Genomic DNA, 23,889 nt, shown 5'->3' on the forward strand with positions numbered 1-23,889 from the left:
TCCAGCCTCTTACTGCCGAGCGGCGGCCGCGGTTGCCTGAGTGGCCTTTGCGCCAGGGTAGCGGCGGCCTCGTCCCGGTCGCTACCCAGCCGCCAGGAGGCCGCGGCTTGTAGCGCGGGCTTGACTTCGTCTTCCTGTCGGTTCAGCCCGCGTCCGCGTGGTAGCACCAGCGCATCTCGACCAGGCAGGCGCGGGCTGCAGCCCGCGCTACAGCTCGTGGCCTCAGCCGCCCAGCAGGAAGCGCGCCGGCACGTCGAAGCGCTTTTTCCAGGCGGCTTCGGTGTGGGCCGCGCCCTCGTACTTGCGCGTCAGCCAGTTGCGTTCGGTGTAGCCCTTGGCCCGCAGCAGGCTGTCGACGCGGCGCTGGTGCACTTCGTAGCGCGCGTCGAGCGTGGCGGTGCCGTAGTCGAAGTACAGGCGCGGGCGCGGCACCTGGGGAGTCAGGTGGGCGTCGAGGTAGCGCAGGTAGGCCGTGGTGAAGTCCGGCGTGTTGTCCTGCAGGCTCAGCGGCCAGTGCGTGGAAAGGCAGGCGGCCCCGCCAAATACCTGCGGGTATTCCACCGCGGCGTACAGCGAAATCAGCCCGCCCATGCTGCTGCCGCCCACGAAGGTGGCCTCGCGCCGCTGGTCGGTCTGGTAGTGCTGGTCGACGTAGGGCTTCAGCTCGGTCGTGAGGAAGCGCAGGTACTCCGCGCCCAGCGGCGGCCCGGGCAGCAGGTTTTGCTGGGTTAGCTGCGCCTTCCGGACGGGGCTTAGTATCCGGTAAGGCTTGGTTGGGCAGTACTCGGCAAAGCGCCGCTCGGTGTTCCACACGCCCACCACAATAACGTCGCGAATCAGACCCTGGTGGCCCAGCCGGGCCAGGGTGCTGTCGACTTCCCAGGCCACGCCGCCGTAGCTCGTGGCCGGGTGAAACAGGTTCTGCCCGTCGTGCAGGTACAGCACGGCGTACTTGCGCCGGGGCTGCGGGTAGCCCGGCGGCAGCCACACGTCCACGTGCCGGGGCTTCACGTTCTGCGACGGAAAATCGGCCAGGTGCTCCACCCGGCCCGGGTCGCGCGGGTTGTCGTCGGCCCGGAAGGCGACCAGGCCAAGCAGCAAGCCCAGCGGCCAGCCGCGGCGGAAAAGGCGGGGAGTGGTCATCGGCTAGCGCGGGCCGCTGGCGGGCAAACCGGAAGCCAGCAGCGAATAGATGGCCGAATCCAGAAACTGCCCGCGGCAGTAGTAATTCTCCCGGAAATACGCCTCCCGCACGAAGCCCAGGCGCTCCAGCAGCCGGATAGAGGCCGCGTTGTGCGGGTTCACGTTGGCCTCGATGCTGTGCAGATGGAGCTGCTCGAAGCCGTAGCGGCACACGGCTTCCACGGCCTCGGCCATCAGCCCCGCGCCCCAGGCCGAGGGGAGCAGCATGTAGCCGATTTCGGCGCGGTGGTGCTCGGGTATCAGGCGCCACAGGCCGCAGGTGCCCACCAGCTGCGCCTCCTCCCCCACCCGAGTCACCGCCCAGTTGATACCGGAGTTGGTGGTCAGCGCCTCGTCGAGCCGGCCAATGAAGGCCTCGATTTCGGACAGCGCGGTTTCGGGGTCCCGGTCGAGGTAGGTCAGCACCTGCGCATCGGTGCGCAGGGCAAACAGGGCCGGCGCATCGGCGGCCACGATGCGGCGCAGCAGCAGGCGCGGGGTGCGCAGCTCGGGGAAGGGCAGCAGCTGAAAATTGAGCATGACGGGCGGGGGCTAAAGCAGCGGCAAGGTAAGCGGCGGGCGTGGCCGGAAGCTAGCCAGCCGTTTCCAGCAGCTCCACGCCGCCGCGCAAATCCATCAGAAAGCAGCGCACCTGCAGCGCGTGGCCGCTCTGCCAGCTCCAGGCCCGAATTTTATCGGCCAGCTGCCGGGCGTGCTTAAACTGGTCGTAGCGGTTGGTGAGGTTGTCGTGCTCCATGAAGTGCACGATGTCGTCGAGCAGGCGCCGATCCATGCAGCTCAGCAGCAGCACGTTGCCATAGGCGGGTAAGTGGGGTAATGGCGGTGGGGCATGGCAGTAGTCGAGTGGGGCCGCGGCTACAAATCCGCCGCATGCCCAGTGGCTGGGCGCGAGTGCCGGGCTGATGTTACTCTTTCCGCAGGGCTAATCCACCGCTCTGGCCCAGTTGCAGGCGGTAGAGCCCCGATTTTAAGCTATTGGCGGGCAGCACCGTTTCCGGCCCGCTTATGTGGCCGACGGCCACCACGCGCCCGGTGGCGTCGAAGAGCTGGTAGGGCCCGCGGTAGGTGGTCTGCACGCGCCAGCCCGAGGCCGTTGGGTTCGGGTACGCCTGCAGCCCGGGCAGGTGGGCCGATGCCATCGTGCGCAGGGGAAGCCCCGCCGACACGCCGTAGTAGCCCACGCGGCGGTTGCCGTTGCTGCGCGACTCGACGAAAATCCACCAGTACTGCCAGGTACCGCCTACCGCCATGCGGGCCACCACGAAGCCCGGCACACCGTCGCGGAAGAAGCCCCGGCCGCCGGTACCACCGTTGCCGGTCACTTCGTAATCGAGGTAGCTGCTACCTCCCCAGCGAATACCGTGGCGAATGAGTTGCCCGGCCTGAAACCGTTTGGCGCTGTCGAATTCCGCCGAATCGGCCGCCACTTCCACATTCAGGTGCAGTGTGGCAAGGCTAAACGAGCGTAGGGTGGCCGAGCCGCCCCCCGTCGGGGCGTTGTAGACGTTGGCAAACGCCACGTCAAGCGTCCCGTCGCCGTTCAAATCCAACGGGTGGGCGGTCGAGAACGAGTTGCTGGCCGAAATAGGGGATGTCCAGCCCACTGGCGTAGTAGGCGCACCGGCGGGCTGCACCGTCTGAGCAGCGGCTAGGCCGGGCGCGCTCAACAATGCAACGTACAGTAAATAGTGGCGCATACGGCAGCTCAGCGAAGGTTGGTCCTGAAGGTAGGCCGGGGCAGGAAATCAAACAAGCCCTGACCGTGGTGGTCAGAGCTTGTCTGAGTCAGCGCTAAGCGGGCATTACCCCCGCGGCATCGAGGTGCCGGGCTTGTTGCCGGGCTTCTCCACGGGCTTGAACATCGGGTCCACCGCGTCCATGTCGAGGAAGTGGGAGAACGTGTCGCCGCGCAGGCCCAGGCGGATGGTTTCCAGCGAGATGATTTCGTTCGGGGCGATGTTGCCCAGGTTCACGTTGGCGCCGAGCAGCTTGATAAACCACACCTGCTGGGCCTTTTGCGGGGCTTCCCAGATGATGCGCTCCGAGGGCACCTGGGTCAGAATTTCCTCGACCAGACCCGAGCGCACTTCGCCGGTGCTGCGGAACAAACCCACGTTGCCGCCTTCCCGGGCCTCGCCGATAACCTTAATGGCCCCGGCTTCCAGCTCCGATTTCATCTGGGCAATCCACTTGTAGGGCGGGATGATCTTCTCCGCGTCCTTGGAGCCCACTTCCGACAGCACCTTCACCTGCCCCGACAGCTGGCGGATAAACTCCAGCTTCCGCTCATGGTCCAGCTCGATGGAGCCGTCCGATACCTCGGCGTATTCCATGCCGTACTTGTCGAGCAGGCGGCGGTAGTCGTCGAACTGCCCGCGGATGATAAAGGCCTCGAACAACGTGCCGCCGAAGTACACCGGGATGCCCGCCTCCTTGTAGATATCGAGCTTACGCTGCAACGACGTGGTGACGAAGGAGGTAGCCCAGCCCAGCTTCACGATGTCGGTGTAAACGGCGCCGTTTTCGAGGAAATCCTCCACTTCGCGCACGCTCAGGCCTTTGTCCATGACCATGGTAAAGCCTTGCTCGCGGGGTTTCTGGGTACGCTCGGGGAGTTGCGTGAGGTTGTAGTGCATCTTGTTTGGGATGGTCAAATGGTCAAATGGTCGAATGGCTGATTGCAGTGGCTACGACATAAAAAAGAGTGGCCGTCGGGCGCTTCGTGCCGACAGCCACTCTTTTGTATCAACCGTTTAACAGTTCAGCCAGTTAGCCATTTACTTCCGGTATTGCTCGATCAGGCGGGTGAGGGCGCGCTGCTGCTCCAGTTCCGGAAAGAACTCGAAGAGCAGGCGGTGCTTGTCGAAGTCCAAAAGTAAGGCATTTTCGAGTACGTCGTAGGCCTGGCGGTAGCGGCCGGCGGCCAGCTGGTAGGCGCACAGGCGGTAGAGCAGGTCAGCATCCTCGGGCAGCAGCTCACTGGCCGTCTTCATCAGGTCGATGGCCCCGTCGTAGTTGCCCTGCTCGTAGAGGATGGCGCTCCAGTTGATCCAGCCTTCGGGCATTTCGGGCTGCACTTCGGTGGCCTTCTCGTAGGCTTCCAGGGCGCTGACTACGTTGCCGACCTGGTACTCGGCCCCGGCCAGCGCAATCCAGTACTCCCCGCTTTCGGCGTACAGGCCCACGGCCTTGCGGTAGTAGTGCAGGGCCTGAAACCAGTGCTCCTGCGCGTCCAGAATCACGCCGATGCCAAACCAGGCCTCGTCCATTTCCGGGTCCAAGTCCAGGGCCTTCTGGTAGTGCCGCCGCGACTGGTCCCACTGGCGCAGCTTCTCGTAGCACTCCCCGATGTTGCACAGGGCCTCGGCCGTCGGCTCACCTTCGGGGTAGCTCAGCTGAAACTCGTCGATGGCCCGCTGGTACTCCTCCATGCTCACGAAGCAGCTGGCCAGGTAGGCATGCGCCTCGTAGAACTTCCCGTCGATGAGGATGGCGTAGTCGAAGGCCTGGGCGGCGTTGCCGTACTGCGCGGCCTTGTAGTAGGCCTGCCCGAGGTTGTACCAGGCAATGGCCGAGTACGGGTCCTCGTCGGTGAAGCGGCGGAAAAACTCCAGGTTCGTCTCCAGCCGGCCCGACACTTCTAGGCAGTACAGCAGCTCCTGCACGGCCGCGTCGTTGTCGGGGTTGAGCTTCAGGCTCTGCTTGTAGCTCCGGGCCGCGCTCTTAAACTTCTGCCACTGCTGGTAGGCCAGGCCGAGGTTGAAGTAAATGTCGTCGCGGTCGGGGGCGCGCTCGGCCCCTTGCTGGAAGTAGCCCACGGCGGCCGGGAAGTCGCCCTGCTGGGTGGCAATGATGCCGCGCGTGACGGCCACGTCGGCGTTGTCCGGGTCGCGGCCGGCTACCTCGTCAATCTGCACCAGGGCCTCCTGGTACTGCCCGCGCATGGCCAGCACCTGCGCCCGGTCGATGAGCAGCTCGGTGCTGAAGGGATACTGGGCTACCGCGGCCTCGCAGGCTTGTAGGGCTTTATCGAATTGGGTGGATTGGGTATAGTGGTCGATGATGCTTTCAAAATCGCCCAGATCAAAAAACATCGGTTCACCGTCGGCCAGCATGCGCTCAAAGCGCTGCACGGTGGCCAACACCTCATCCCGTTCCTCAGACTCTTCGTTCATTCTCATGTAATCAGCAATCGGACGCGCCGGCGGCTAGCCCGGCCCGTCTACTTGGTTCGTGTACGCACCGCGGCGGCCGGCAGCTGTACCCTTACGGTAGTACAACTCCGCCCGCGGGCTGCGAGTTCGGCGCCGTCAGCCCGGCGCAGGCCCAGCGGATGGTTTCCTCCACCGGGCGGAACTGCAGGCCGGTTGCCCGCTGCACCTTCGCCGCCTGGTACACCACCGGCCGCCGCCCGGCGCGGGCGGTATCCTTGGTGATGAGCGGCCGGGAGCCGGTAGCCAGGCTGCGCAGGTGTTCGGCCCGCCAGATGACTTCGGCCGCCCAGTCCGGTACTTGCACGGTGGGCGGCTTTTTGCCGAAGCAGGCCGCCGCCTGGCGGAAAAACTCAACGAGCGGCAGGGCGCCGGCACTTAAGATAAACCTTTCGCCCGTTACTTCAAGCTCCAAAGTCAGCCGCAGCATGGCCTCGACCACGTCCCGCACATCTACAAAATTAACGCTTCCCGGCGTGTAAAACGAATGCTCGTCGAAGGCGTAGCGGAATAGCCGGGTGCTGCTGCGCGTCCAGTCGGTGGCGCCCAGCACCACCGAGGGGTTGACGATGACGGCCGACAGCCCTTCGGCCACGCCGCGCCACACTTCGGTCTCGCTCAGGTACTTGCTGGTGGCGTAGTGCCCGTGGGCCGCGCCCAGGTCCCATTTGGCCTTCTCGTCCAGCTCGGGCCCGGTCGCCGTTTCGGGCAGCCCACCCAGCGCCGCCACCGACGACACGTGGCAGAGCCGCACGCCTGGCCGCTCCAGGCAGGCATCCACCACGGCGGCGGTGCCCTCCACGTTGGTCCGGCGCAGCAGTTCGGCGTCCTGCGGGGCGTACGATACCAGCCCGGCGCAGTGAAATACGTGCGTCACGCCCGCCAAAGCCTCGCGCAGCACGCCCGAGTCGCGCAGCTCGCCCTCGACCCACTCCACGCGGTCGGCCCCGGGCACGTGGCGCGGCACCGCGCCGCGGTACAGCCCGCGCACGGCCAAGCCCCGGCCCAGCAGCGCCGGAATCAGGTAAGAGCCAATCAGGCCGCTGCCGCCGGTGACGAAGATCATGGGTGAGATGGTTAGAGGGTTAAATGGCCGGATGGTTAAATGGCTAATTGTTCTGACGACAGAACGACCAACCATTTAACCATCCAGCCATTCAACAATTTACAGTTCCCCGTTCCGCAGCGGCAGGCGCAGCAGCTTGGGCAGGTACTCGCTCTGCAGCACGCGCTGCAGGGAGTTGGTGTGCTTTAGGTTGTGGGCGTCGGTGCCGGCAAAGTCCACCAGGCCGCCGTCGATGAGCTTTTCGGCCACGCGCTTGGCCCCGCCGGAGTAGTAGCCCACCAGGGAATTCAGGTTGACCTGCAGCAGGGCGCCGTTTTCCCGGACCTTTTCCAGCTCGGCGAAGCGGCCGTAGAGGTAGGTGTACCGCTCCGGGTGGGCCAGCACCGGCGTGTAGCCGGCCGAGCGCAGCCCGAATACCACTTCCTGCAGGTTGAACGGCTCGTTGATGTAGGACGTCTCGAACAGCACGTATTTCTTCTCGCCGCCGAAGCTGAGCAGCTCCTCCCCCGTTTCCAGCCGCCGCACGAAGAATTCGTCGAGGTAGTACTCGGCGGCGCAGTCCAGCTCCAATTCGTGCAGGCCCGCTTCGGCCGCGGCCTGCTGCACCTGCGCCAGCGCCCCGCGCACGCCTTCGGGCGTGTTGCGGTAAAAGTCGCCCATGATGTGGGGCGTCATGATGAGCTTGCGGTAGCCCAGCTCGTGCATGGTGCGCAGCAGGGCCACGGAGTGCTCCAGCGTCTCGGCCCCGTCGTCGAGACCGGGCAGCAGGTGGGAGTGCATATCGGTGCGCAGTGGGGCCAGCGAAGCCGCGGCCACGGGCTCACTGCGCCCGAACAGTCGTTGGAGGAAGGATGCCATCAGGAGGCCAACTTACGAAAAGCGGCGGCGCAAGCGGGCCAGCAGGCCTTTGGGCGCCGGAGCTTCCTCGTAGTAGCCGTAGCCCGTGCCATACCCGTAGCCGTAGCCGTAGCCATACCCGTAGCCGTAGCTGTAGCCGTACATGCCGCTGGCCTGGGCGTCGTTGAGGATGGTGGTCAGCTTGTTGAAGCCGCCGCCCTTCACCAGCTTGCTGATGTTCTTGAGGAAGGCCTTCTTGGAGTAGCCGGCGCGCACGATGTAAATCGGCACGTCCACCTTGCGCATAATCAGCACCCCGTCGGTTACCAGGCCCACGGGCGGCGTGTCGATGATGATAACGTCGTACTGCTGCTTGAGCTCCTCCAGCATCTTATCGAACTGCGGGTGCAGAATCAGCTCCGAAGGGTTGGGCGGGGTCGGGCCGGCCGAAATAAAGTCCAGCGTCGGAATGTTGGTGCGCTGAATGCACTCCTGCACCGTGTGCCGGTCGATGAGGATGGTGCTGACGCCCTTGGTATTCTCCGCGTCGAAGGCCAGGTTCACCTTCGGCTTGCGCATGTCCAGGTCGATGATGATAACGCGCTGGTCCGACAAGGCAATGATGCCGCCGAGGTTTACCGCCACGAAGGTTTTGCCTTCCCCCGAAATGGTCGAGGTAATGGAAATCAGGCGCTTCTGCTTGGAATTGGCCACAAACTCCAGGTTGGTGCGGATGGAGCGGATAGCCTCCGAAATAGCCGATTTGGGGTTCTTGTCCACAATCAGCTTCGACACGGCCAGCTTTTCCTTGTCGTACGACGGTACCACGCCCAGCACCGGGGCGGTGGAGTTGCGCTCCAGCTCCCGGATGTTGGTGACGGTGTTGTGCAGCAGGTAGCGGCCGGCCACCAGGCCCAGGCCCAGCACCGCGCCCACGGCCAGCCCGATGGCGTACACCATCAGCTTTACCGGAAAAATCGGGGCGGCCGGCAGGCTGGCCGGCGACAGAATCTGGAAGTCCGGCGTGGTACCGGCCTTTTTGATGTTGAACTCGACCATCTTGTCCATCAACATCAGGTAGGTCTTCTCGTACAGCTCCACCGGCCGGCGCAGGCGGGCCAGCTCGGTTTCCTTGCCGGGCAGAGCCAGCAATTCGCTGTTAAACTCGGCGCTGCGGCGGTCCAGGGCGGCAATTTCCTGGCGCACCAGCTCCGCGTTCTGCTGCAGCAGCTTCTGCACCCCGTCGCGGGTGCGGCGCAGCTGGTCTTCGCGGATGCGCACCGCCGCCGTCGCGTTGGGCTGGTACGACTCCAGAATCTTGCGCATGTCGCGCTGCTGCTCGTTGAGCACGCTCATCAGCTGCGTGAGCTGCGGGTCTTCCAGCAGGGCCAGCCCCGGAATGCTCTGCTCCACGGTTTCGTCGTCGCGGCTGGTGATGCGCTCCTGCTGCACCAGACGGCTCACCTGCGTGAGCAGCGAGGCTTTGCGCTGCAGGGTTTCGCGCTCCTTGCGCAAATCTGAAAGCTGGGTGGTCAGGGTGCCCACGTCGGCTTTGGCGTCGTAGGTCTTGCTTTGCCGCACAAACTCTTCCAGGGCCTTTTCCGCGTCCTGCAGCTTGGCCCGGTTGTCCAGCAGCTGGCCCTGCAAGAAGGCCAGGGTCTGCTGCGTGGCCTGCGAGCTGCGGTCCAGCTTCACGTTCAGGTACACCGAGTCAATCTTGTTGACGATGGCCTGGGCCTTCTGCGGCGTGTTGTCGCTAAAGGAAATGCCGATGGTGCTGGCCTCCGGGTTGATGACGCTGACGGTCAGGTTGGCGCTCAGGTAGCCGTTGATGGCGGCGGCGTCGTTGATGGTGAAATAGTAGGTTGCATCGGCCAGTTGCCCGCTGAAGTACTTGGTGGGCACTAGGCGCAGGTTGAATCCGGGCGTGGTTACGGGCTGCTCCAGCTGGTACTCCCCGTCGATTTCCTGCTGGCCCATCAGGTAGGAAAGGCGGAACCGCTTCCCTTCCAGCAGGCGCACGCTGAACTTTTTGTTGAACTGAATGGGCTCCCGCACGGTGTATTCCACCCTGAAGGGGGAGTTGCCGTACAGCTCCGTTTCCAGCACGGTACCCTCGGCGTAGTAGTTCACGTCGAGCGGCAGCGAGTCGCGCAGGCGGGAGTAAATCAGGTCGGACTTGATGAGTTCTACTTCCCCAGCCAGCTTATTCACGTTCTGCTGCGGGTTGGCCACCAGGCCGGGCAGGTTCAGCTCGGCGTCCTGCCGCTTTTCGTCAATCTTGATGGTGGAGCTCGACTGGTATACCGGCTTGGTGTAGCGCAGGTACGTCCAGCTGGCGGCCAGTCCCAGCAGCAGCAGCAGCAGCATCCAGGGCAGGCTCCGGCGCGTTACCGATAACAGCAGGGGTAAATCCAGCCCGCTGCCGGCTTCTTCCGCTTCAGGGGCTGATGCCGTCGGCGCCGCTGCGCCGCTGCCGCCGGTGGCATTTCGGATTAGTTCTTCCAGCTCGGCGTTTTCGTTAACGGCCATTTATATCAAGGATTCGATGCAAGGAAAGAAGCGACGGGGCGGTCTTAGCGCAGGATGGTCACCAGCAGCGACGCGGCGCCAATAAGGATGCCCGTGAGCGAGAGCAGCGGGGCGGCGTCGTTCAGTGCATCGTAGAACGGCCGGCGCACCGGTTCAATGTAGACGATGTCGTTGGGCTCCATCTGCAGGTTGCCCCGCCGCATCCCGGCAATGGTGGTCAGGTCCACCTGCTCCACCTGCGGGTTTTTCAAATCGCCCCGGATGATGCGCACGTTCGACACCTTGCCGCCCGAGCGGTACAGCGTGCCCGCTCCCCCGGCGGCGCCATCCACGCCCCCGGCCGCAGCCAGCACCTCCAGCAGGTTCATGTTGTCATTGACCAGCGGCACGATTTTGCCACCCGGCGAGCCAAGCACCACCACGCGGTTGTTGGTAACGCGGGTGGTGACAAACACGCCCTTGTAAAAAGTGCTGTAGCGCCCCTGCAGCAGGCTGTCGGTCTGCTGCAGCGTCAGCCCGCGCACGTACACCCGGTCCACCATCGGCAGGCGCACGTAACCGTCGGTCTGCACCAGGAACTCCGACTCGTTGCCGCCCGAGCTGGCCGCCGGCGCAGTGCCACCGACGTTGCTCAGCGTGCGGCTGCCGCTCGGCGCCGTCGGCAACTGCCCGGCCGGACTACCAAAGCGCAACTCGCCGTTGGGGTCAATAATTCGTTCGCCGCTGTTGGTGTATACCCGCACCGACAGTAAATCATTGGCTTGGATGGTATAGTTCCGGGTGGCGCGGTTTACGGCGCGGCGCACCTTGGTGGTGTCCAGCTGCCCGTCGTCGCCGGTCCTGAACATAACCCGCTGCTGGTAAACCTTTTCAGAGCACGAAGCCAGTAACAACAGCAGCGGTAAGCACAACAGCCAGAGCTGACGAAAACAACGGTAAGCAGATGGGAGCATGCAGGCCGAATGAGCCGAAAAAGTGAACGAACGGGGCTTGGCAATACCCGGTTCAGTGATGGTGGAACCTCTAAAAACCTCCAAAGTAACTCAATCTGTGGCCTCTTTCAAAATTGACTGCTTCCGGCCGCTGGTTGGCAGTCAGTAAAATCCGTACCTTAGCCGGACCCAAACGAGCGTTTGTTTTCCCGCCTTTCCCGACCCCATCATTCCCACCAACCCCTTTTTGCCATGGAACTGGTAGCCACCGAAAACCAGACAATGATTGCCCAAATGGTGCGCGACTTCGGCGCCGCCCACATCAAGCCCAATATGCGCGAGTGGGACGATACCCAGCACTTCCCGGCCGAGGTGTTTCATCAGCTGGGCGAGCTGGGCCTGATGGGCGTGCTGGTACCCACCGAGTACGGCGGCTCGGGCTTCGGCTACGTCGAGTACGTCACGGCCATTGCCGAGCTGTCGAAGATTGACCCCAGCATCGGCCTCTCGATGGCGGCGCACAACTCGCTGTGCACCGGCCACATCCTGCAGCACGCCTCCGAGGAACAGAAAGCCAAGTACCTGCCCCGGCTGGCCTCGGGCGAGTGGATCGGCGCCTGGGGCCTGACCGAGCCCAACACCGGCTCCGACGCGGGCAACATGCGCACCACCGCCGTCCTCGACGGCGACCATTACGTGCTGAACGGGGCCAAGAACTTTATCACCCACGGCAAATCGGGCCACGTGGCCGTGGTTATTGCCCGCACCGGCGAAGTCGGCGACTCGCACGGCATGACGGCCTTTATCGTGGAGCGCGGCACGCCGGGCTTCGAGGGCGGCCGCAAGGAGGACAAGCTGGGCATGCGCGCCTCCGAAACCACCGAAATGATTTTCACCGACTGCCGCGTGCCCGTCGAAAACGTCATCGGCAAGGTGGGCGACGGGTTTGTGCAGGCCCTGAAGGTGCTCGACGGCGGCCGCATCAGCATTGCGGCCCTGAGCCTGGGCATTGCCCAGGGCGCTTTTGAAGCGGCGCTGCAGTACTCCAAGGAGCGGCACCAGTTCAACCAGCCCATCAGCAACTTCCAGGGTATCAGCTTCAAGCTGGCCGACATGGCCACCGAAATCGAGGCTGCCTCGCTGCTGACCTACCGCGCCGCCGATATGAAGGACCAGGGCCAGAACGTGAACCGCGAGTCGGCCATGGCCAAGCTCTACGCCTCGGAAGTGTGCGTACGCGTCTCGAACGAGGCCGTGCAGATTTTTGGCGGCTACGGCTACACCAAGGACTACCCGGCCGAGAAGTTCTACCGCGACTCCAAGCTGTGCACCATCGGCGAGGGCACCTCGGAAATTCAGAAGCTGGTTATTGCCCGAACCATCCTGAAGTAATGCTGATTGGCACTGATTTTCGTGATTCCGCTGATTTTGGGTATTGGCTCGGAACGTTGGCCGCTAGCCGGTCCGGCGCCTGAAATCAGTGTAATCAGCTCAATCAGTGCCAATCAGCGGTTAAAAATTTGGGGCCGACCCGTGCATTCGTCAAAAACTCTGGTTATCTTTGCGGCCCTCAAACTCAGAAACTCCACGCTTTCTTTTTTATGCTCATCGTCCAAATCAAGGAAAACGAGTCGGTTGACCGCGCGCTGAAACGTTTCAAAAAGAAATTCGAGCGCACGGGCGTGCTGAAAGAGCTGCGCCGCCGCACGTTCTTCCAGAAGCCTTCGGTTACGAAGCGCAAGCAGAAGATCAAGGCTGCCTACAAGCAGGCGATGTACGGCCAGCAGGACTAATTCTGCCCGGCTACTAGGCGAGCGGGCTTAGGCTCAGCTTGCTACCCAATTTCACGACCAGCCAGCCCATTTTGCGTGGGCTGGCTGGTCGTTTTTTATGTTTTGATTATCGGTTGGGTTTCCTACATTGTCCGTCCACCCGCCGCGGCCGCGGCTTTCCCGGCATGGACGCTTTCATCGACTACCTGCGCTTCGAGCGCCGCTATTCCCCGCACACCATCCTCTCCTACGAGACGGATCTGCGGCAATTTGCGGACTACCTGCTGGCTACCTACGAGCTGCCAGACCCCGCCGAGGCCGACCATACGCTTATCCGCTCCTGGATAGTGACCTTGATGGAGCAGCAGCGCGACCCGCGCACTGTAAACCGCAAGATTGCCTGCCTGCGCTCCTACTATAAGTTTCTGCTGCACACGGGCGTCGTCGCGCGCAACCCCATGCTGCGCATCACCGCGCCCAAGACCAGCAAGAAGCTGCCCGACTTCGTGCCCGAGGAGCCGCTGAACCACCTGCTCGACTCCTTTGAGTTTACCGACGACTTTGCCGGGGTGCGCGACCAGCTGGTGCTGGAAATGCTGTACGGCACGGGCATCCGCCTTTCGGAGCTGATTGGCATCGGGCAGCAGGACGTGAGCCTGGCCGGCCGCACCGTGCGCGTGACGGGCAAGGGCAACAAGCAGCGCATCGTGCCGCTGAACCCCTCGCTCATCGGCGTGCTCGACAACTATATGCAGCGGAAAGCCAAGGAGTTCGGCGCGGCCGGCAACGCCGCGGCGCCCCTGCTCGTTACGGACAAAGGAAAGCCGCTTTATCCGCAGCTGGTGTACCGCACCGTCAAGCATTACCTGGGGCAGATTACCTCGGCGCCCGGGCAGCAGCACCCCCACGTGCTGCGCCACTCCTTCGCCACGCACCTGCTGGGCAAGGGCGCCGATTTGAACGCCATCAAGGAATTGCTGGGCCACGCGAATCTGGCGGCTACTCAGGTGTACACGCACCTGAGCATCGACAAGCTGAAAGCAGTATTTGAAAAGGCCCACCCGAAGGCCTGAGGTTCCTTTTTTTCTTTACTCCAAACCCCACACCCGATGAAAGTACAGATGCAATCGGTGCACTTCACCGCCGATCAAAAGTTGCTCGACTTCATCCAGAAGCGTCTTGATAAGCTGGAAACCTTTTATGACCGCATTGTGGAAGGCGAAGTAATCATGCGCCTGAACAACAACGACGGCATTCACAATAAAACCGTAGAAGTCAAGATCTTCGTGCCGGGCGCCACGCTCTTCAGCCAGGAAGACTCGAACAGCTTCGAAGCCGCGGCCGACGCGGCGGCCGAGCAGCTTAAAAAACAGCTCATCCGCCACAAGGAAAAGCAGGTAGCCCACTGAGGCTTGCCGGCTGACTTGTAAAACCAAGGGCGCCCGTTCCAGCTGGAACGGGCGCCCTTGGTTTTGCAGCGGGGCCCCGGCTCTGGGGCCGGATACCACCGTTGGCTTAGTTCAGGCCGAAAGCCTGCTTGATCTGGTCGACGTAGTCGAGCTTTTCCCAGGTAAAGGTTTCCACCGTGCGGGTCGAGCCGTCGGCGCCTTTCACTTCCTTCTGGCCGGGCTGCCGGCCCATGTGCCCGTAGGCGGCCGACTCGGCGAAGATGGGGTTTTGCAGGCCTAGGCGCCGCACAATGGCGTAGGGGCGCAGATCGAACAGGCTCTGCACCTTCTCGGCAATCTGCCCGTCGGTGAGCTTCTGCCCGTTGCCGTTGCTCACATTGGTGGTACCGTAGGTGGTCACGAACACGCCTACCGGCTCGGCCACGCCGATGGCGTAGGCTACCTGCACCAGGGCCTGATCGGCCACGCCGGCGGCCACCAGGTTCTTGGCAATGTGGCGGGCGGCGTAGGCCGCCGAGCGGTCCACTTTCGAGGAGTCTTTGCCCGAGAAAGCACCACCGCCGTGGGCGCCTTTGCCGCCGTAGGTGTCCACGATGATTTTGCGGCCGGTGAGGCCGGAGTCGCCGTGGGGGCCACCGATAACGAACTTGCCGGTGGGGTTGATGTGGTACTTGATGTCCGAGGTGAACAGCTGCTGCACGTCGGCGCCGAGCTGGGCCTTCACGCGCGGAATCAGGATGTTGATGATGTCCTCCTTGATGCGGGCCAGCATTACCCGCTCGTCCTGGTCGAAGTCGTCGTGCTGGGTGCTGACGACAATGGTTTCGATGGCCTCGGGCGTGTTGTCGTCGGAGTAGCGGATGGTTACCTGGCTTTTGGCGTCGGGGCGCAGGTAAGTCATTTCCTTGCCTTCGCGCCGGATGTTGGCCAGCTCCTGCAGCAGGCGGTGCGACAGGTCGAGGGCCAGGGGCATGTAGTTCTCGGTTTCGCGGGTGGCGTAGCCGAACATCATGCCCTGGTCGCCGGCGCCCTGCTCCTCGGGCTTGGCGCGCTCCACGCCCTGATTGATGTCGGCCGACTGCTCGTGCAGGCGGTTCATCACCTCGCAGGTGTCGGCGTTGAACAGGTACTCGGGCTTGTTGTAACCGATGCGCCGAATCACCTCACGAATAATGGGTTCGGGCTCAACGTGGGCCGTGGATTTGATTTCACCGGCGACCATGGCAAAATCGGTCGTCACCAGGGTTTCGCAGGCCACTTTGGCCGCGGGGTCCTGCCGCAGATACTCGTCGAGAATGGCGTCGGAAATCTGGTCGGCGACTTTGTCGGGGTGGCCTTCCGATACGGACTCGGAAGTAAACAAATAGGGCATTGTGCTGAATTAGTGCCGGTTTTCACGGAAACCCAACATCCCCGGACACCCCGGCAGAGCGACAGAGGATGAAGCACAAAGCTACAATTTTGGAATTGCTAAACGACCGAATTCTTAAGCGCCGCTACCCAGCCCGCCGCCCAAACTGCGCCGGACGCTTTAACCTGTCTTTTGTAATAAATTAATATTCACAAATATAACTCCTCGATAATCTACCCAGCTACCCGGAAAGGGCTGCGCTAGAGCTGCTCCAGCCGCCCGCCGTCGACCACCAGCGTGGTGCCGTGGATAAAGCGGGCTTCGGGCGCGGCCAGAAAGCAAATGGCGGCGGCAATGTCCTCGGGCTCCCCGACCGGCCCTTCGATTTTTTCGGCCCCGCTTTTCACGTTGGGGTTGTCCCAGAGCATGGGCGTGTTCACGGCCCCGGGCGCCACGGCGTTGATGCGGCACTGGCGCGGGTCCAGCTCCCGGCTCAGGCCGCGCACAAAGGCCTCGGTGGCGCCCTTGCTGGTAGCGTAGGGCACCACGCGGGCGGTGGTTTCGTGGGCGTGCACCGAGCTGACGCAGACGATGGCGCTGCCGGCGGGCATGAGCGGCAGCAGGCCGTGGCAGAGCTGAAACAGGGAGCGGAGGTTCACCTGCATCAGCGCGTCCCACTGGGCCATGCGCAGCTCCACAATGGGCTCGAAGGTCATCAGGGCGGCGTTGCTGACGAGCACGTCGAGGCGGCCCTCGCGCCGGTGCAGCTGCCCGATGGCGGCCCTGATGGAGCCGGGCCGGGCCAGGTCGCAGCGCAGGAAGCGGGCCCGGCCACCAGCTTTTTTGATGTGCTGCACCACTTCCCGGCCTTCCGCCGCGTCGCGCCCCAGCACCACCACCGTGGCGCCCTCGGCGGCCAGCTGCAGGCAGGTAGCCCGCCCGATACCCGAAGTACCGCCCGTCACCAGGCAGATTTTGTCTTGAAAACGCATAAGCAGAGGGAGCATGGCCCGGTCGGCTTCTACGCAAACCGGGCGGTGGCAGCCAACCTCGACGGTAACACCAACCCAAAGCCCGGCCGCCGCGTTTGAATCAGCCCGACCCTTACCCCGATGAAATACCTCTCCACCCTGGCCCTGGCCGGCACCCTGCTCACCACGGCTCCCCAGGCAGCTACGGCCCAGCAGGCGCCCTCGCCCTACCGCACCCGCTTCGTCGTTGATTTTCCGATTACCGTGGCCTTCGGCGCCGGGGCGGCCACGGGGCTGTACCTGATTCAGCAGAAGAACGGCCTGAGCCCGGCCGAGCAGGCGGCCCTGGACAAAAACGACATTCCGAAGTTCGACCGATGGGTGGCGGGCAAGTACAGCGACAACGCGCAGCTGGCCAGCGACATTCTGTGCTACCCGACGCTGGTCATTGCGCCCGGCCTGCTGGCCCTGAACGACAACGTGCGCGGCCGCTACGGACAGGTGCTGGGCATGTACGTGCAGGCGCTGGCGTTTTCGGATGCGGCTTTCACTTTGTCGGCCGGCAATGTGTACCGCTACCGGCCTTACCTGTACGGCACCGAAGGCCCGGCTAACAAGCGCGGCAGCCGCATTGCCACCAACTCCTTCTTTGCCGGCCACACCGCCCACACGGCCACGGCCACTTTCTTCGCCGCCAAAGTATTCCACGACTTCAACCCCGATTCGCGCGCGCAGCCTTACGTGTGGACGGCGGCGGCCATCATTCCGGCTGCCGTGGCTTACAACCGCATGGAGGCCGGCAAGCACTTTCTCTCGGACAACCTGCTGGGCTACGCCGTAGGCGCGGCCTCGGGCATTCTGGTGCCGCAGCTGCACAAGACGGCCGGGCGCAACGGGATGTCGGTGACGCCGCTGCAGGGCCTGAACGTGAATGGCTTCAGCTACAGCGGTGTACGGCTGACCAAGCAGCTGTAGCCGCTGCCCGCACCGCCGCCCGCCCGACGTGGCTTGGTGCTTCAGAAGCGCCAGGCCGCGCCAGGCGGTATTGCTAGGGCTGGAGGAGTATCAGCGGCCTGTGCTACTGCTGCCGCCCGGAGCCGCGCTTTGCCCGCGCAGGTTTGTCTCGAACAGCTTCAGGATGCGCTTGTACTCGTCGGTCCAGGATGAAGGCTCCACGAAGCCGTGGTCTTCCACCGGGTACACGGCCAGCTCCCAGTTCTCCTTTTTCAGCTCGATCAGGCGCTGGGTGAGGCGCACAATGTCCTGGAAGTGCACGTTGGTATCGACCATGCCGTGGCACATGAGCAGGGCGCCCTTCAGGCCCGCGGCGTAATTGATGGGCGAGGAGCGGGCGTAGGCAATGGAGTCGTTGTAGGGCTCGTTGAGGATGTTGTCGGTGTATCCGTGGTTGTAGTGGGCCCAGTCCGTCACGCTGCGCAGGGCGCCGCCGGCCCGGAACACCTCGGGCTGGGTGAACATGGCCATCAGCGTGATAAAGCCGCCGTAGGAGCCGCCGTAGATGCCGATGCGCTGCGGGTCGACGCCATACTTCTCCACCAGCATTTTAGCCCCGTCGACCTGGTCCTGCAGGTCCTTGCCGCCCATGTAGCGGTAGATGCCGGTGCGCCAGTCGCGGCCGTAGCCGGCCGAGCCACGGTAGTCCACGTCGAGCACCGTATAGCCGCGGTCGACGAGCAGGTTGTGGAACATGTACTCGCGGAAGTACTGGCTCCACCACTTGTGCGCGTTCTGCAAATAGCCCGCGCCGTGCACGAAGATGACGGCCGGCCGCGTGGGGTCGGGCTGCTGCGGGCGGTAGAGGCGGGCGTACACCGAGGCACCGTCCTGGGCCTTGAAGGTCACCACCTCCGGGTCGCGCCAGGGGTAGCTTTCAAATTCCTTAGTGGTCGAGTGCGTGAGCTGCCGGTACTTGGCGCCGGGCTTGTTGTCCAGCACGAACAGCTCCCAGGGCTTGTTGGCGTAGCTGTAGCGCACCAGCAGCGTCTTCTCGTCGGGCGACACCGTCACCTCGTGGGCGCCGGGGCGGGAGGTCAGCTGGGTCAGGGCGCCGCCCTCCACCGGCATGCGGTAGAAGTGCTGCTCGCCGGGGTGAGTTTTATTGGCCGTCAGAAACCAGGTTTTCTTGTCCTTCGACAGCCGGGCCTGCTGCACCTCGAAGTTGCCGCTGGTCAGAGCCTTTTTCTGCCCGCTCGTCACGTCCACGGTGTAGAGGTGGGAGTAGCCGGTTTCCTCGCTCTGAAACCAGATGCGTCGGCCGTCGGGCAGCCAGCCCACGTTGCCGGCCTCGTAGCCGATGCCCGGGCCGTTGATCCAGGCCTCGTCGCGCTGCCGGTCGAGCAGGCTGATTTTCTGCGTGGTCGGGTCCAGGCTCACAATCCACCGGTCCTTGTTGTCGGTCGAGCGGATGACGAGGAAGGCCCGCTCGCCCGAGCGGTTCCAGAACGGGCCGTAAGGAATGACGCGGCGCAGCTCAGTGGCGGGCTTGTCCTTGGCTGGCTTGGCGTCGGCGGCCGGCACGGGGGCTTTGGCTTTGAGCGGGTAGTCCTTGCGGTAGGCCGGCTGCTCGTCGAGGCCTTTCAGCTCCTGGTAGCCCAGCTTGAAGGTAGTGTCGCGGGCTATGTCGTAGATGCCCAGCTCGTAGGCCGTCTGCGGGGCACCCACCTTGTTGCGGGTGTTCAGATCCTCCGTGAAGCCCGAGGCCGTGACGAAGGCGGGCACGATGGCCACCTTGTCGGCCGCCGGGCTCTGCACCAGCGAGTAGGTCACGTAGCGGCCATCGGGGCTGAGCTGCAGGTTCTCGACGGTCTGGGTGCCCAGGTAAATGGCCTTGGGGCGCAGCCGGGCCAGTGCTTTCTGCTGCCGCTCCCGGGCCAGCCTATCCTGCTGCCGCTCCCGGATTACCTGGAACAGGGCCAGCTGCTGCTCGCGCAGGTACTTCTCCGACTTGTCGCTGGAGGGGCCGGCCGGGGCCTGGCCGCGCCGGAAGTCGGTGCGCTGGGTGGTTTCGCCGGTGGCCGGGTCCCAGGTGAAGAGGTTGCCCGCGCGGCTGTAGCTGATGAGCTTTTCCTGCAAGGCAAAAGCTGGCTCGGTTTCGCGCTCGGCCGTGTTGGTCACCCGCCGCGTGCGGCCCGATTTGAGGTCGAGCAGGTAAATGTCGCCGTCCTTTTCGTACACCTTGCGGGTGCGGGCCTCGTCGTACTCGCCGCGGGGGCTGGGCAGCTGGCGCTGCTCGGCCAGGCTGATTTTGCGCGGGGCCGCGCCGGCGGGCGTGGTTTCGTAGAGCGAGTCGCGGCGGGCCCGGTCGGGGTTCCACTGGAAGTAAATGCGCTTGCCGTCCTCGCTCCAGTACGGAGCCGAGGGCAGCCCCCCGAGCCACTGGGCCGGGTCGCGCATGATTTTATCGACGGTGAGCGGGGCCAGGGCGCTGGGACTGGCGGGCGTCTGCGCGCCGGCAAGGACCGGTAGCAGCCCGGTGGCAAGCAGGGAAAGAGCGGAGGAAAAACGCATGCAGCAAGTTATCAGCCGGGCGCCAAATCGGCGGCCAGCCGGCAACGACGCGGTGGCGCGGACTACCGTTGCAGGCCCGGCGCGGCGGAAGCTGCCGGGACACCACGTAACCACTCCCCTGCCTGCGGCTTGGTCAGAACTTGTTCTGCTCCCAGGCTTTCAGCTCGGCCTGCAGGTTGCGGCGGGCCGCTGTTTCCAGTCGTTGCCGAAAGGGCTCGGTCTGATAGATGTGGCCCAACTCTAGGAACTTCTGGAGCACTTTCTGGCGGCCGGGGCGGTAGAGCAGATCGGGCACCAGGGTGTACTCCTGTCGCACCTGCCGGGCGTAGCGCCAGTAATCGGCCTCCGGGGCGCCCAGAATCTGCAAATCCGCGTCGAGCAGCAGGTGCAGGTCGGGGTCGGCGGGCTGGGGCTGGGTGTGGTCCTTGGTTCGCTCGATGAGAAAGGCCACCCGCTCGCGCCGCGCGGCCGAGAGGCTGGTTTGCGTCAGGAACTGCCGGGCCAGGTCGGCGCTGCGGGTTTCGTTGTCGGAGCGCATGGGGCTGTACACCGCGTCGTGAAACCACACGGCCAGCTGCACCACCGTGGCATCCTGCAGCGGGTGCTGGTCGAGGGTTTCAAGCATCTGCCGGATGTGGGGCAGGGCGTGGTAGTGGCGGCCGGGCTGGCTGTAGGCGTCGTGTAGCTGCCGGTAGCCGCGGCGGCGCACATCAGCATCGGGGGTGAGCGGGGTGAGCAGCTGTTGCCAGCGGGCTTCGAGGGTAAGGGCCATGTAAGCGGATAAACCCGGCCGCGGACGGCGGATTGGACAAGTAGGGCGTTAAAAATTCAGCGGCGGGTGCTTTTCGTCGAAGTCGGTAGCGTCCTGGTAAGCTTTGACCAGGGCCAGCAGCTTGCCTTCCTCAAACAACGCACCCATGAACGTAATGGTTTGCGGCAGGCCCTCCGGCGTGAAGCCATTGGGCACGGCCACGGCCGGATGCCCGGTCAGGTTGGTCAGCACCAGGTTGCGACCAAACGACGGGGCCATGTACCCGTCGAGCCCCTGCAGGCGGCGGGCCATTTCCTCGATGAGCAGGGTGCGGTAGCGCTGGGCCTGGATGTACTCCACCGCCGGAATGAAGCGGGAGCTGCGGAAGGTATTGGGCCAGGCGTTGCGGTCCTGATTTACCATCAGCTGGTCGCGGCCCGAGCGGGTCAGCTCATCGAAGGCGGCGGCGCCCTCGGCCACCAGCAGGTAGGTAATGTCGCTGGCCGGCAGCGGGGGCAGCTCCAGCGGCACCAGCTCCACGCCCAGCTTGCGCAGCGCGGCCAGCGTGGCTTCGTCGTTGGCTTTATTCGGGTACTGCCGCTCAAAATCGGCCTTGAGGTAGCCGATGCGCAGCTTCCGCACGTCCACGTCGAAGGCGTAGCGGAAGTCGGCGGGCACCAGCAGGGTGGCCGGGTCGCGGCGGTCCGGGCCCACCAGCGCGTCGAACACCAGGGCGCAGTCCTCGGCCGAGCGCGCCAGCGGCCCTACTTTGTCCATGGTCCAGCTCAGGGCCATGGCCCCGGCCCGGCTCACGCGCCCAAACGAAGGCCGCAGCCCCGTCACGCCGCAGGCCGTGCTGGGGCTCACGATGGAGCCCAGCGTTTCGGTGCCGATGGCGAAGGGCAGCAGCCCCGCCGCCACGGCCGCGGCCGAGCCGGCCGAGGAGCCGCTGGAGCCTTTCGTGAGGTTCCAGGGCGTGCGCGTGCGGCCGCCGTACCATACGTCGCCCATGGCCAGCTCGCCCAGGGTGAGCTTGGCGCAGAGCACCGCTCCGGCTTCGCGCAGGCGCACGGCCACGGCGGCGTCCTCGTCCAGCACCTGGTCTTTGTAGGGCACCGAGCCCCAGGTGGTTTTGTAGCCCTTCACGCTGAACAAGTCCTTGAGCCCGTACGGGATGCCGTGCAGGGGCCCGCGGTAGCGGCCACGGCGAATTTCGGCGTCGGCGGCGCGGGCCTGCTGCAGGGCCAGCTCCTCGGTGAGCGAGGTGACGCAGAGCAGCTTAGCATCGTAGCGGCGCAGGCGGGCCAGGAAGAAGCGGGTAAGGTCTTCGGACGAAATCTGCCGGGTGCGCAGCAGTTCCCCGAGCTGGCGCACCGAGTAAAAGGCCAGCTCCTCGCGGTTGGCCGGCAGCGTCACCTTGGCGAGTTCGGGCAGCTTGTCGTTGCCCGCGGCCGCGGCGGGCTGCCAGGTGCTGGGCACGGGGTTGAACACGGTGGCCGGGGCCACGCTGTTGGGCAGCGGCACCCGGCGGTTGGCCTCGAAGTCCTTGCGGTTGCCCTCCACGTCGCGGCGGGCCGAGTCGAGCTGGGCGTCGGTGAACTGCAAACCCAGCAGCTGCTGGGCGGCGCGCAGCATGGGCCCGGTTACGGGGGCGGGGGCATCGGCGGCGCGCATGCTGAGGGCGCCCAGGGCAAAGCAGGCGGCCCCACCCAGCAGCAGGGAAAATGGTGGTTTCATAAGGAAGCGGGTATATCGGGCTGCGGCGCCGGCCCGGCGGGAAATATCTGCATTCCCCGGCGCCCGCCCAACCCCATTGCTACGTAGTAAAGCGGTGGCGCTATTGCCGCGACCTAAGCAGCTGTCTATGAAACGTTTCGCCGCTCTTTCATTTTCCGTACTGACCGCCTTCGGCTGCGCCCAGGCCCAGCCCACCACCTACACCGTCGGCAGCACCACGCTCACGCTCAGCCCGCTCGCCACCGGCCTCGATACGCCCTGGGAGCTGCTCTGGGGCCCGGATAACTACCTGTGGATGACGGAGCGCTACGGCCGCATCAGCCGCGTCGACCCCGGCACCGGGCAGGTGCAGCCCCTGCTCACCATTGCCGACGTGACCGAAACCGGGGAAAGCGGGTTGCTGGGCATGGCCGTCGTGCCGTCTGTCACCACCCAGTCGCCGCCATTGTACTACGTATTTGTGGTCTACAACTACACCGATGCCGGCACGCTCAAGGAAAAGCTGGTGCGCTACCAGTACACCGCCGCCACCGGCCTCACCAGCCCGCAGATTATCCTGGGCAACCTGCCGGCCGCGGCCATCCACAGCGGCTCCCGCCTGCTGGTGCTGCCCGACAATACTCTGCTGATGACCTCCGGCGACGCGGCCAACACCAGCCTGGCCCAGAACCCGCAGGCGCTCAACGGCAAAGTGCTGCGCCTGAACGTCGACGGCACGGTGCCCGCCGACAACCCCACGCCCGGCTCCCTGGTGTATACCCTGGGCCACCGCAATCCGCAGGGCTTGGTGCGCGTGCCCGCCACCGGCCGCGTCTACAGCTCGGAGCACGGGGCCAACAGCGACGACGAAATCAACCTCATTCAGCCCGGCCGCAACTACGGCTGGCCCACAGTGGAAGGCTTCTGCAACCTGCCCGCCGAGCAGACTTTTTGCCAGGCCAACAACGTGCGCGAGCCGCTGGTAGCCTGGACGCCCCCCCGCGCCGTGGCCGGCCTGACTTACTACAACCACCCCGCCGTGCCCGAGTGGAACAACTCCCTGCTGCTCGTCAGCCTTAAAGACGGGGCCCTCACCTACCTGCCGCTGTCGGCCAGCGGGGAACAGGTGAGCCGGCAGGCCGACGTGTGGGCCGGCACCTACGGCCGCCTGCGCGCCATCTGCGTCTCGCCCCAGGGCCGGGTGTACCTGGGCACCTCCAACCGGGACGGCCGCGGCAACCCCGCCTCCACCGACGACCGGATTTTGGTGCTCGAGAACCGGGCCTACCAGCCCACCGCCACCACCGCGGCCACCCGCCTCACCTGGTCCGTGTACCCGAACCCGCTGCCGGCCGAGTCCGCTGCTTTGCAGCTGCCCCCGCTGCCCGCCGGCGGCGTCCTCAGCCTGCTCGATGGCCGCGGCCGCCGCGTGTGGACGGCCCCGCTGGCGGCTCAGCAGAAGCAGCTGACCCTGCCGGCCACCACGCCGGGGCTGTACCTGGTGCAGCTGCGCCTGCCGGACGGCGAGGAATTGCGCGCCCGGCTGCTGCGGCAATAGCTCGGCCTCGGATAACAAAAAAAGCGGCGTCCCTTTGCCAGGGACGCCGCTT

At 64.7% G+C, this 23,889-nt stretch carries 21 protein-coding genes; 6 read left to right on the forward strand and 15 right to left on the reverse strand.

The features are described from left to right. Window positions 1-222 precede the first annotated feature (222 nt). The 10 genes from EJV47_RS00935 to EJV47_RS00980 all read right to left on the reverse strand — a co-directional run bounded on the left by EJV47_RS00935 (window position 223) and on the right by EJV47_RS00980 (window position 10,697). Entirely contained in the window at window positions 223-1,143 is a 921-nt protein-coding gene (locus EJV47_RS00935) for an alpha/beta hydrolase (RefSeq protein WP_126691262.1), read from the reverse strand. A 3-nt stretch (window positions 1,144-1,146) separates the two neighbouring features. Continuing rightward, complete coding sequence (locus EJV47_RS00940) at window positions 1,147-1,722, reverse strand: GNAT family N-acetyltransferase (protein WP_126691263.1); 576 nt, start codon at window positions 1,720-1,722, stop codon at window positions 1,147-1,149. A gap of 52 nt (window positions 1,723-1,774) precedes the next feature. After that, complete coding sequence (locus EJV47_RS00945; RefSeq protein ID WP_165903563.1) at window positions 1,775-1,993, reverse strand: hypothetical protein; 219 nt, start codon at window positions 1,991-1,993, stop codon at window positions 1,775-1,777. A gap of 115 nt (window positions 1,994-2,108) precedes the next feature. Beyond that, complete coding sequence (locus EJV47_RS00950) at window positions 2,109-2,900, reverse strand: T9SS type A sorting domain-containing protein (protein ID WP_126691265.1); 792 nt, start codon at window positions 2,898-2,900, stop codon at window positions 2,109-2,111. Window positions 2,901-3,005: 105 nt separating this feature from the next. Beyond that, a complete protein-coding gene (locus EJV47_RS00955; protein ID WP_126691266.1) occupies window positions 3,006-3,839 on the reverse strand; it encodes a phosphosulfolactate synthase in 834 nt (277 codons plus the stop codon). Window positions 3,840-3,980: 141 nt separating this feature from the next. Next, window positions 3,981-5,378 carry a tetratricopeptide repeat protein gene (locus EJV47_RS00960; RefSeq protein WP_126691267.1) on the reverse strand — a complete coding sequence of 466 codons (1,398 nt, stop codon included), beginning with the start codon at window positions 5,376-5,378 and terminating at the stop codon, window positions 3,981-3,983. A 91-nt stretch (window positions 5,379-5,469) separates the two neighbouring features. After that, complete coding sequence (locus tag EJV47_RS00965) at window positions 5,470-6,480, reverse strand: NAD-dependent epimerase/dehydratase family protein (protein WP_126691268.1); 1,011 nt, start codon at window positions 6,478-6,480, stop codon at window positions 5,470-5,472. 99 nt (window positions 6,481-6,579) lie between these two features. Then, window positions 6,580-7,338, reverse strand: coding sequence for a tyrosine-protein phosphatase (locus EJV47_RS00970; RefSeq protein WP_126691269.1), 759 nt, complete (start codon window positions 7,336-7,338; stop codon window positions 6,580-6,582). Between the two features lie 12 nt (window positions 7,339-7,350). After that, window positions 7,351-9,849: a GumC family protein gene (locus EJV47_RS00975; RefSeq protein ID WP_126691270.1), complete on the reverse strand. Its 2,499-nt coding sequence runs from the start codon at window positions 9,847-9,849 to the stop codon at window positions 7,351-7,353. Window positions 9,850-9,893: 44 nt separating this feature from the next. Continuing rightward, entirely contained in the window at window positions 9,894-10,697 is an 804-nt protein-coding gene (locus EJV47_RS00980; protein ID WP_165903564.1) for a polysaccharide biosynthesis/export family protein, read from the reverse strand. Window positions 10,698-11,033: 336 nt separating this feature from the next. Here EJV47_RS00980 and EJV47_RS00985 point away from each other — a divergent pair, with 336 nt between their 5' ends. The 4 genes from EJV47_RS00985 (at window position 11,034) to hpf (ending at window position 13,962) form a co-directional block, all read left to right on the forward strand. Then, window positions 11,034-12,173: an acyl-CoA dehydrogenase gene (locus EJV47_RS00985; protein WP_126691272.1), complete on the forward strand. Its 1,140-nt coding sequence runs from the start codon at window positions 11,034-11,036 to the stop codon at window positions 12,171-12,173. A 209-nt stretch (window positions 12,174-12,382) separates the two neighbouring features. Continuing rightward, a complete protein-coding gene (gene rpsU, locus EJV47_RS00990) occupies window positions 12,383-12,574 on the forward strand; it encodes a 30S ribosomal protein S21 (RefSeq protein WP_126691273.1) in 192 nt (63 codons plus the stop codon). Window positions 12,575-12,738: 164 nt separating this feature from the next. Next, a complete protein-coding gene (locus EJV47_RS00995; RefSeq protein WP_126691274.1) occupies window positions 12,739-13,626 on the forward strand; it encodes a tyrosine-type recombinase/integrase in 888 nt (295 codons plus the stop codon). A 36-nt stretch (window positions 13,627-13,662) separates the two neighbouring features. Further along, on the forward strand, window positions 13,663-13,962 hold the full coding sequence (gene hpf / locus EJV47_RS01000) for a ribosome hibernation-promoting factor, HPF/YfiA family (RefSeq protein WP_126691275.1): 300 nt from the start codon (window positions 13,663-13,665) through the stop codon (window positions 13,960-13,962). 106 nt (window positions 13,963-14,068) lie between these two features. Here hpf and metK read toward each other — a convergent pair whose 3' ends face one another. Both metK and EJV47_RS01010 read right to left on the reverse strand, forming a co-directional pair. Next, window positions 14,069-15,334 carry a methionine adenosyltransferase gene (metK, locus tag EJV47_RS01005; protein ID WP_126691276.1) on the reverse strand — a complete coding sequence of 422 codons (1,266 nt, stop codon included), beginning with the start codon at window positions 15,332-15,334 and terminating at the stop codon, window positions 14,069-14,071. Between the two features lie 239 nt (window positions 15,335-15,573). Next, window positions 15,574-16,305 carry an SDR family NAD(P)-dependent oxidoreductase gene (locus EJV47_RS01010; protein WP_126691277.1) on the reverse strand — a complete coding sequence of 244 codons (732 nt, stop codon included), beginning with the start codon at window positions 16,303-16,305 and terminating at the stop codon, window positions 15,574-15,576. A 120-nt stretch (window positions 16,306-16,425) separates the two neighbouring features. Here EJV47_RS01010 and EJV47_RS01015 point away from each other — a divergent pair, with 120 nt between their 5' ends. Continuing rightward, entirely contained in the window at window positions 16,426-17,259 is an 834-nt protein-coding gene (locus tag EJV47_RS01015; protein WP_126691278.1) for a phosphatase PAP2 family protein, read from the forward strand. A 90-nt stretch (window positions 17,260-17,349) separates the two neighbouring features. Here the strand turns inward: EJV47_RS01015 and EJV47_RS01020 are convergent, their stop codons facing one another. The 3 genes from EJV47_RS01020 to EJV47_RS01030 all read right to left on the reverse strand — a co-directional run bounded on the left by EJV47_RS01020 (window position 17,350) and on the right by EJV47_RS01030 (window position 22,300). Further along, window positions 17,350-19,812, reverse strand: coding sequence for a S9 family peptidase (locus tag EJV47_RS01020; RefSeq protein ID WP_126691279.1), 2,463 nt, complete (start codon window positions 19,810-19,812; stop codon window positions 17,350-17,352). Window positions 19,813-19,945: 133 nt separating this feature from the next. Continuing rightward, complete coding sequence (locus EJV47_RS01025; RefSeq protein ID WP_126691280.1) at window positions 19,946-20,584, reverse strand: HD domain-containing protein; 639 nt, start codon at window positions 20,582-20,584, stop codon at window positions 19,946-19,948. Window positions 20,585-20,632: 48 nt separating this feature from the next. Further along, complete coding sequence (locus EJV47_RS01030; protein ID WP_126691281.1) at window positions 20,633-22,300, reverse strand: amidase; 1,668 nt, start codon at window positions 22,298-22,300, stop codon at window positions 20,633-20,635. A gap of 127 nt (window positions 22,301-22,427) precedes the next feature. On the opposite strand from EJV47_RS01030, the gene EJV47_RS01035 reads away from it, so the two are divergent. Continuing rightward, on the forward strand, window positions 22,428-23,837 hold the full coding sequence (locus tag EJV47_RS01035; RefSeq protein ID WP_165903565.1) for a PQQ-dependent sugar dehydrogenase: 1,410 nt from the start codon (window positions 22,428-22,430) through the stop codon (window positions 23,835-23,837). The last annotated feature ends 52 nt before the right edge of the window (window positions 23,838-23,889 follow it).

The organism is Hymenobacter gummosus (assembly GCF_003970915.1).
GTDB classification, from domain to species: Bacteria; Bacteroidota; Bacteroidia; order Cytophagales; family Hymenobacteraceae; genus Solirubrum; species Solirubrum gummosum.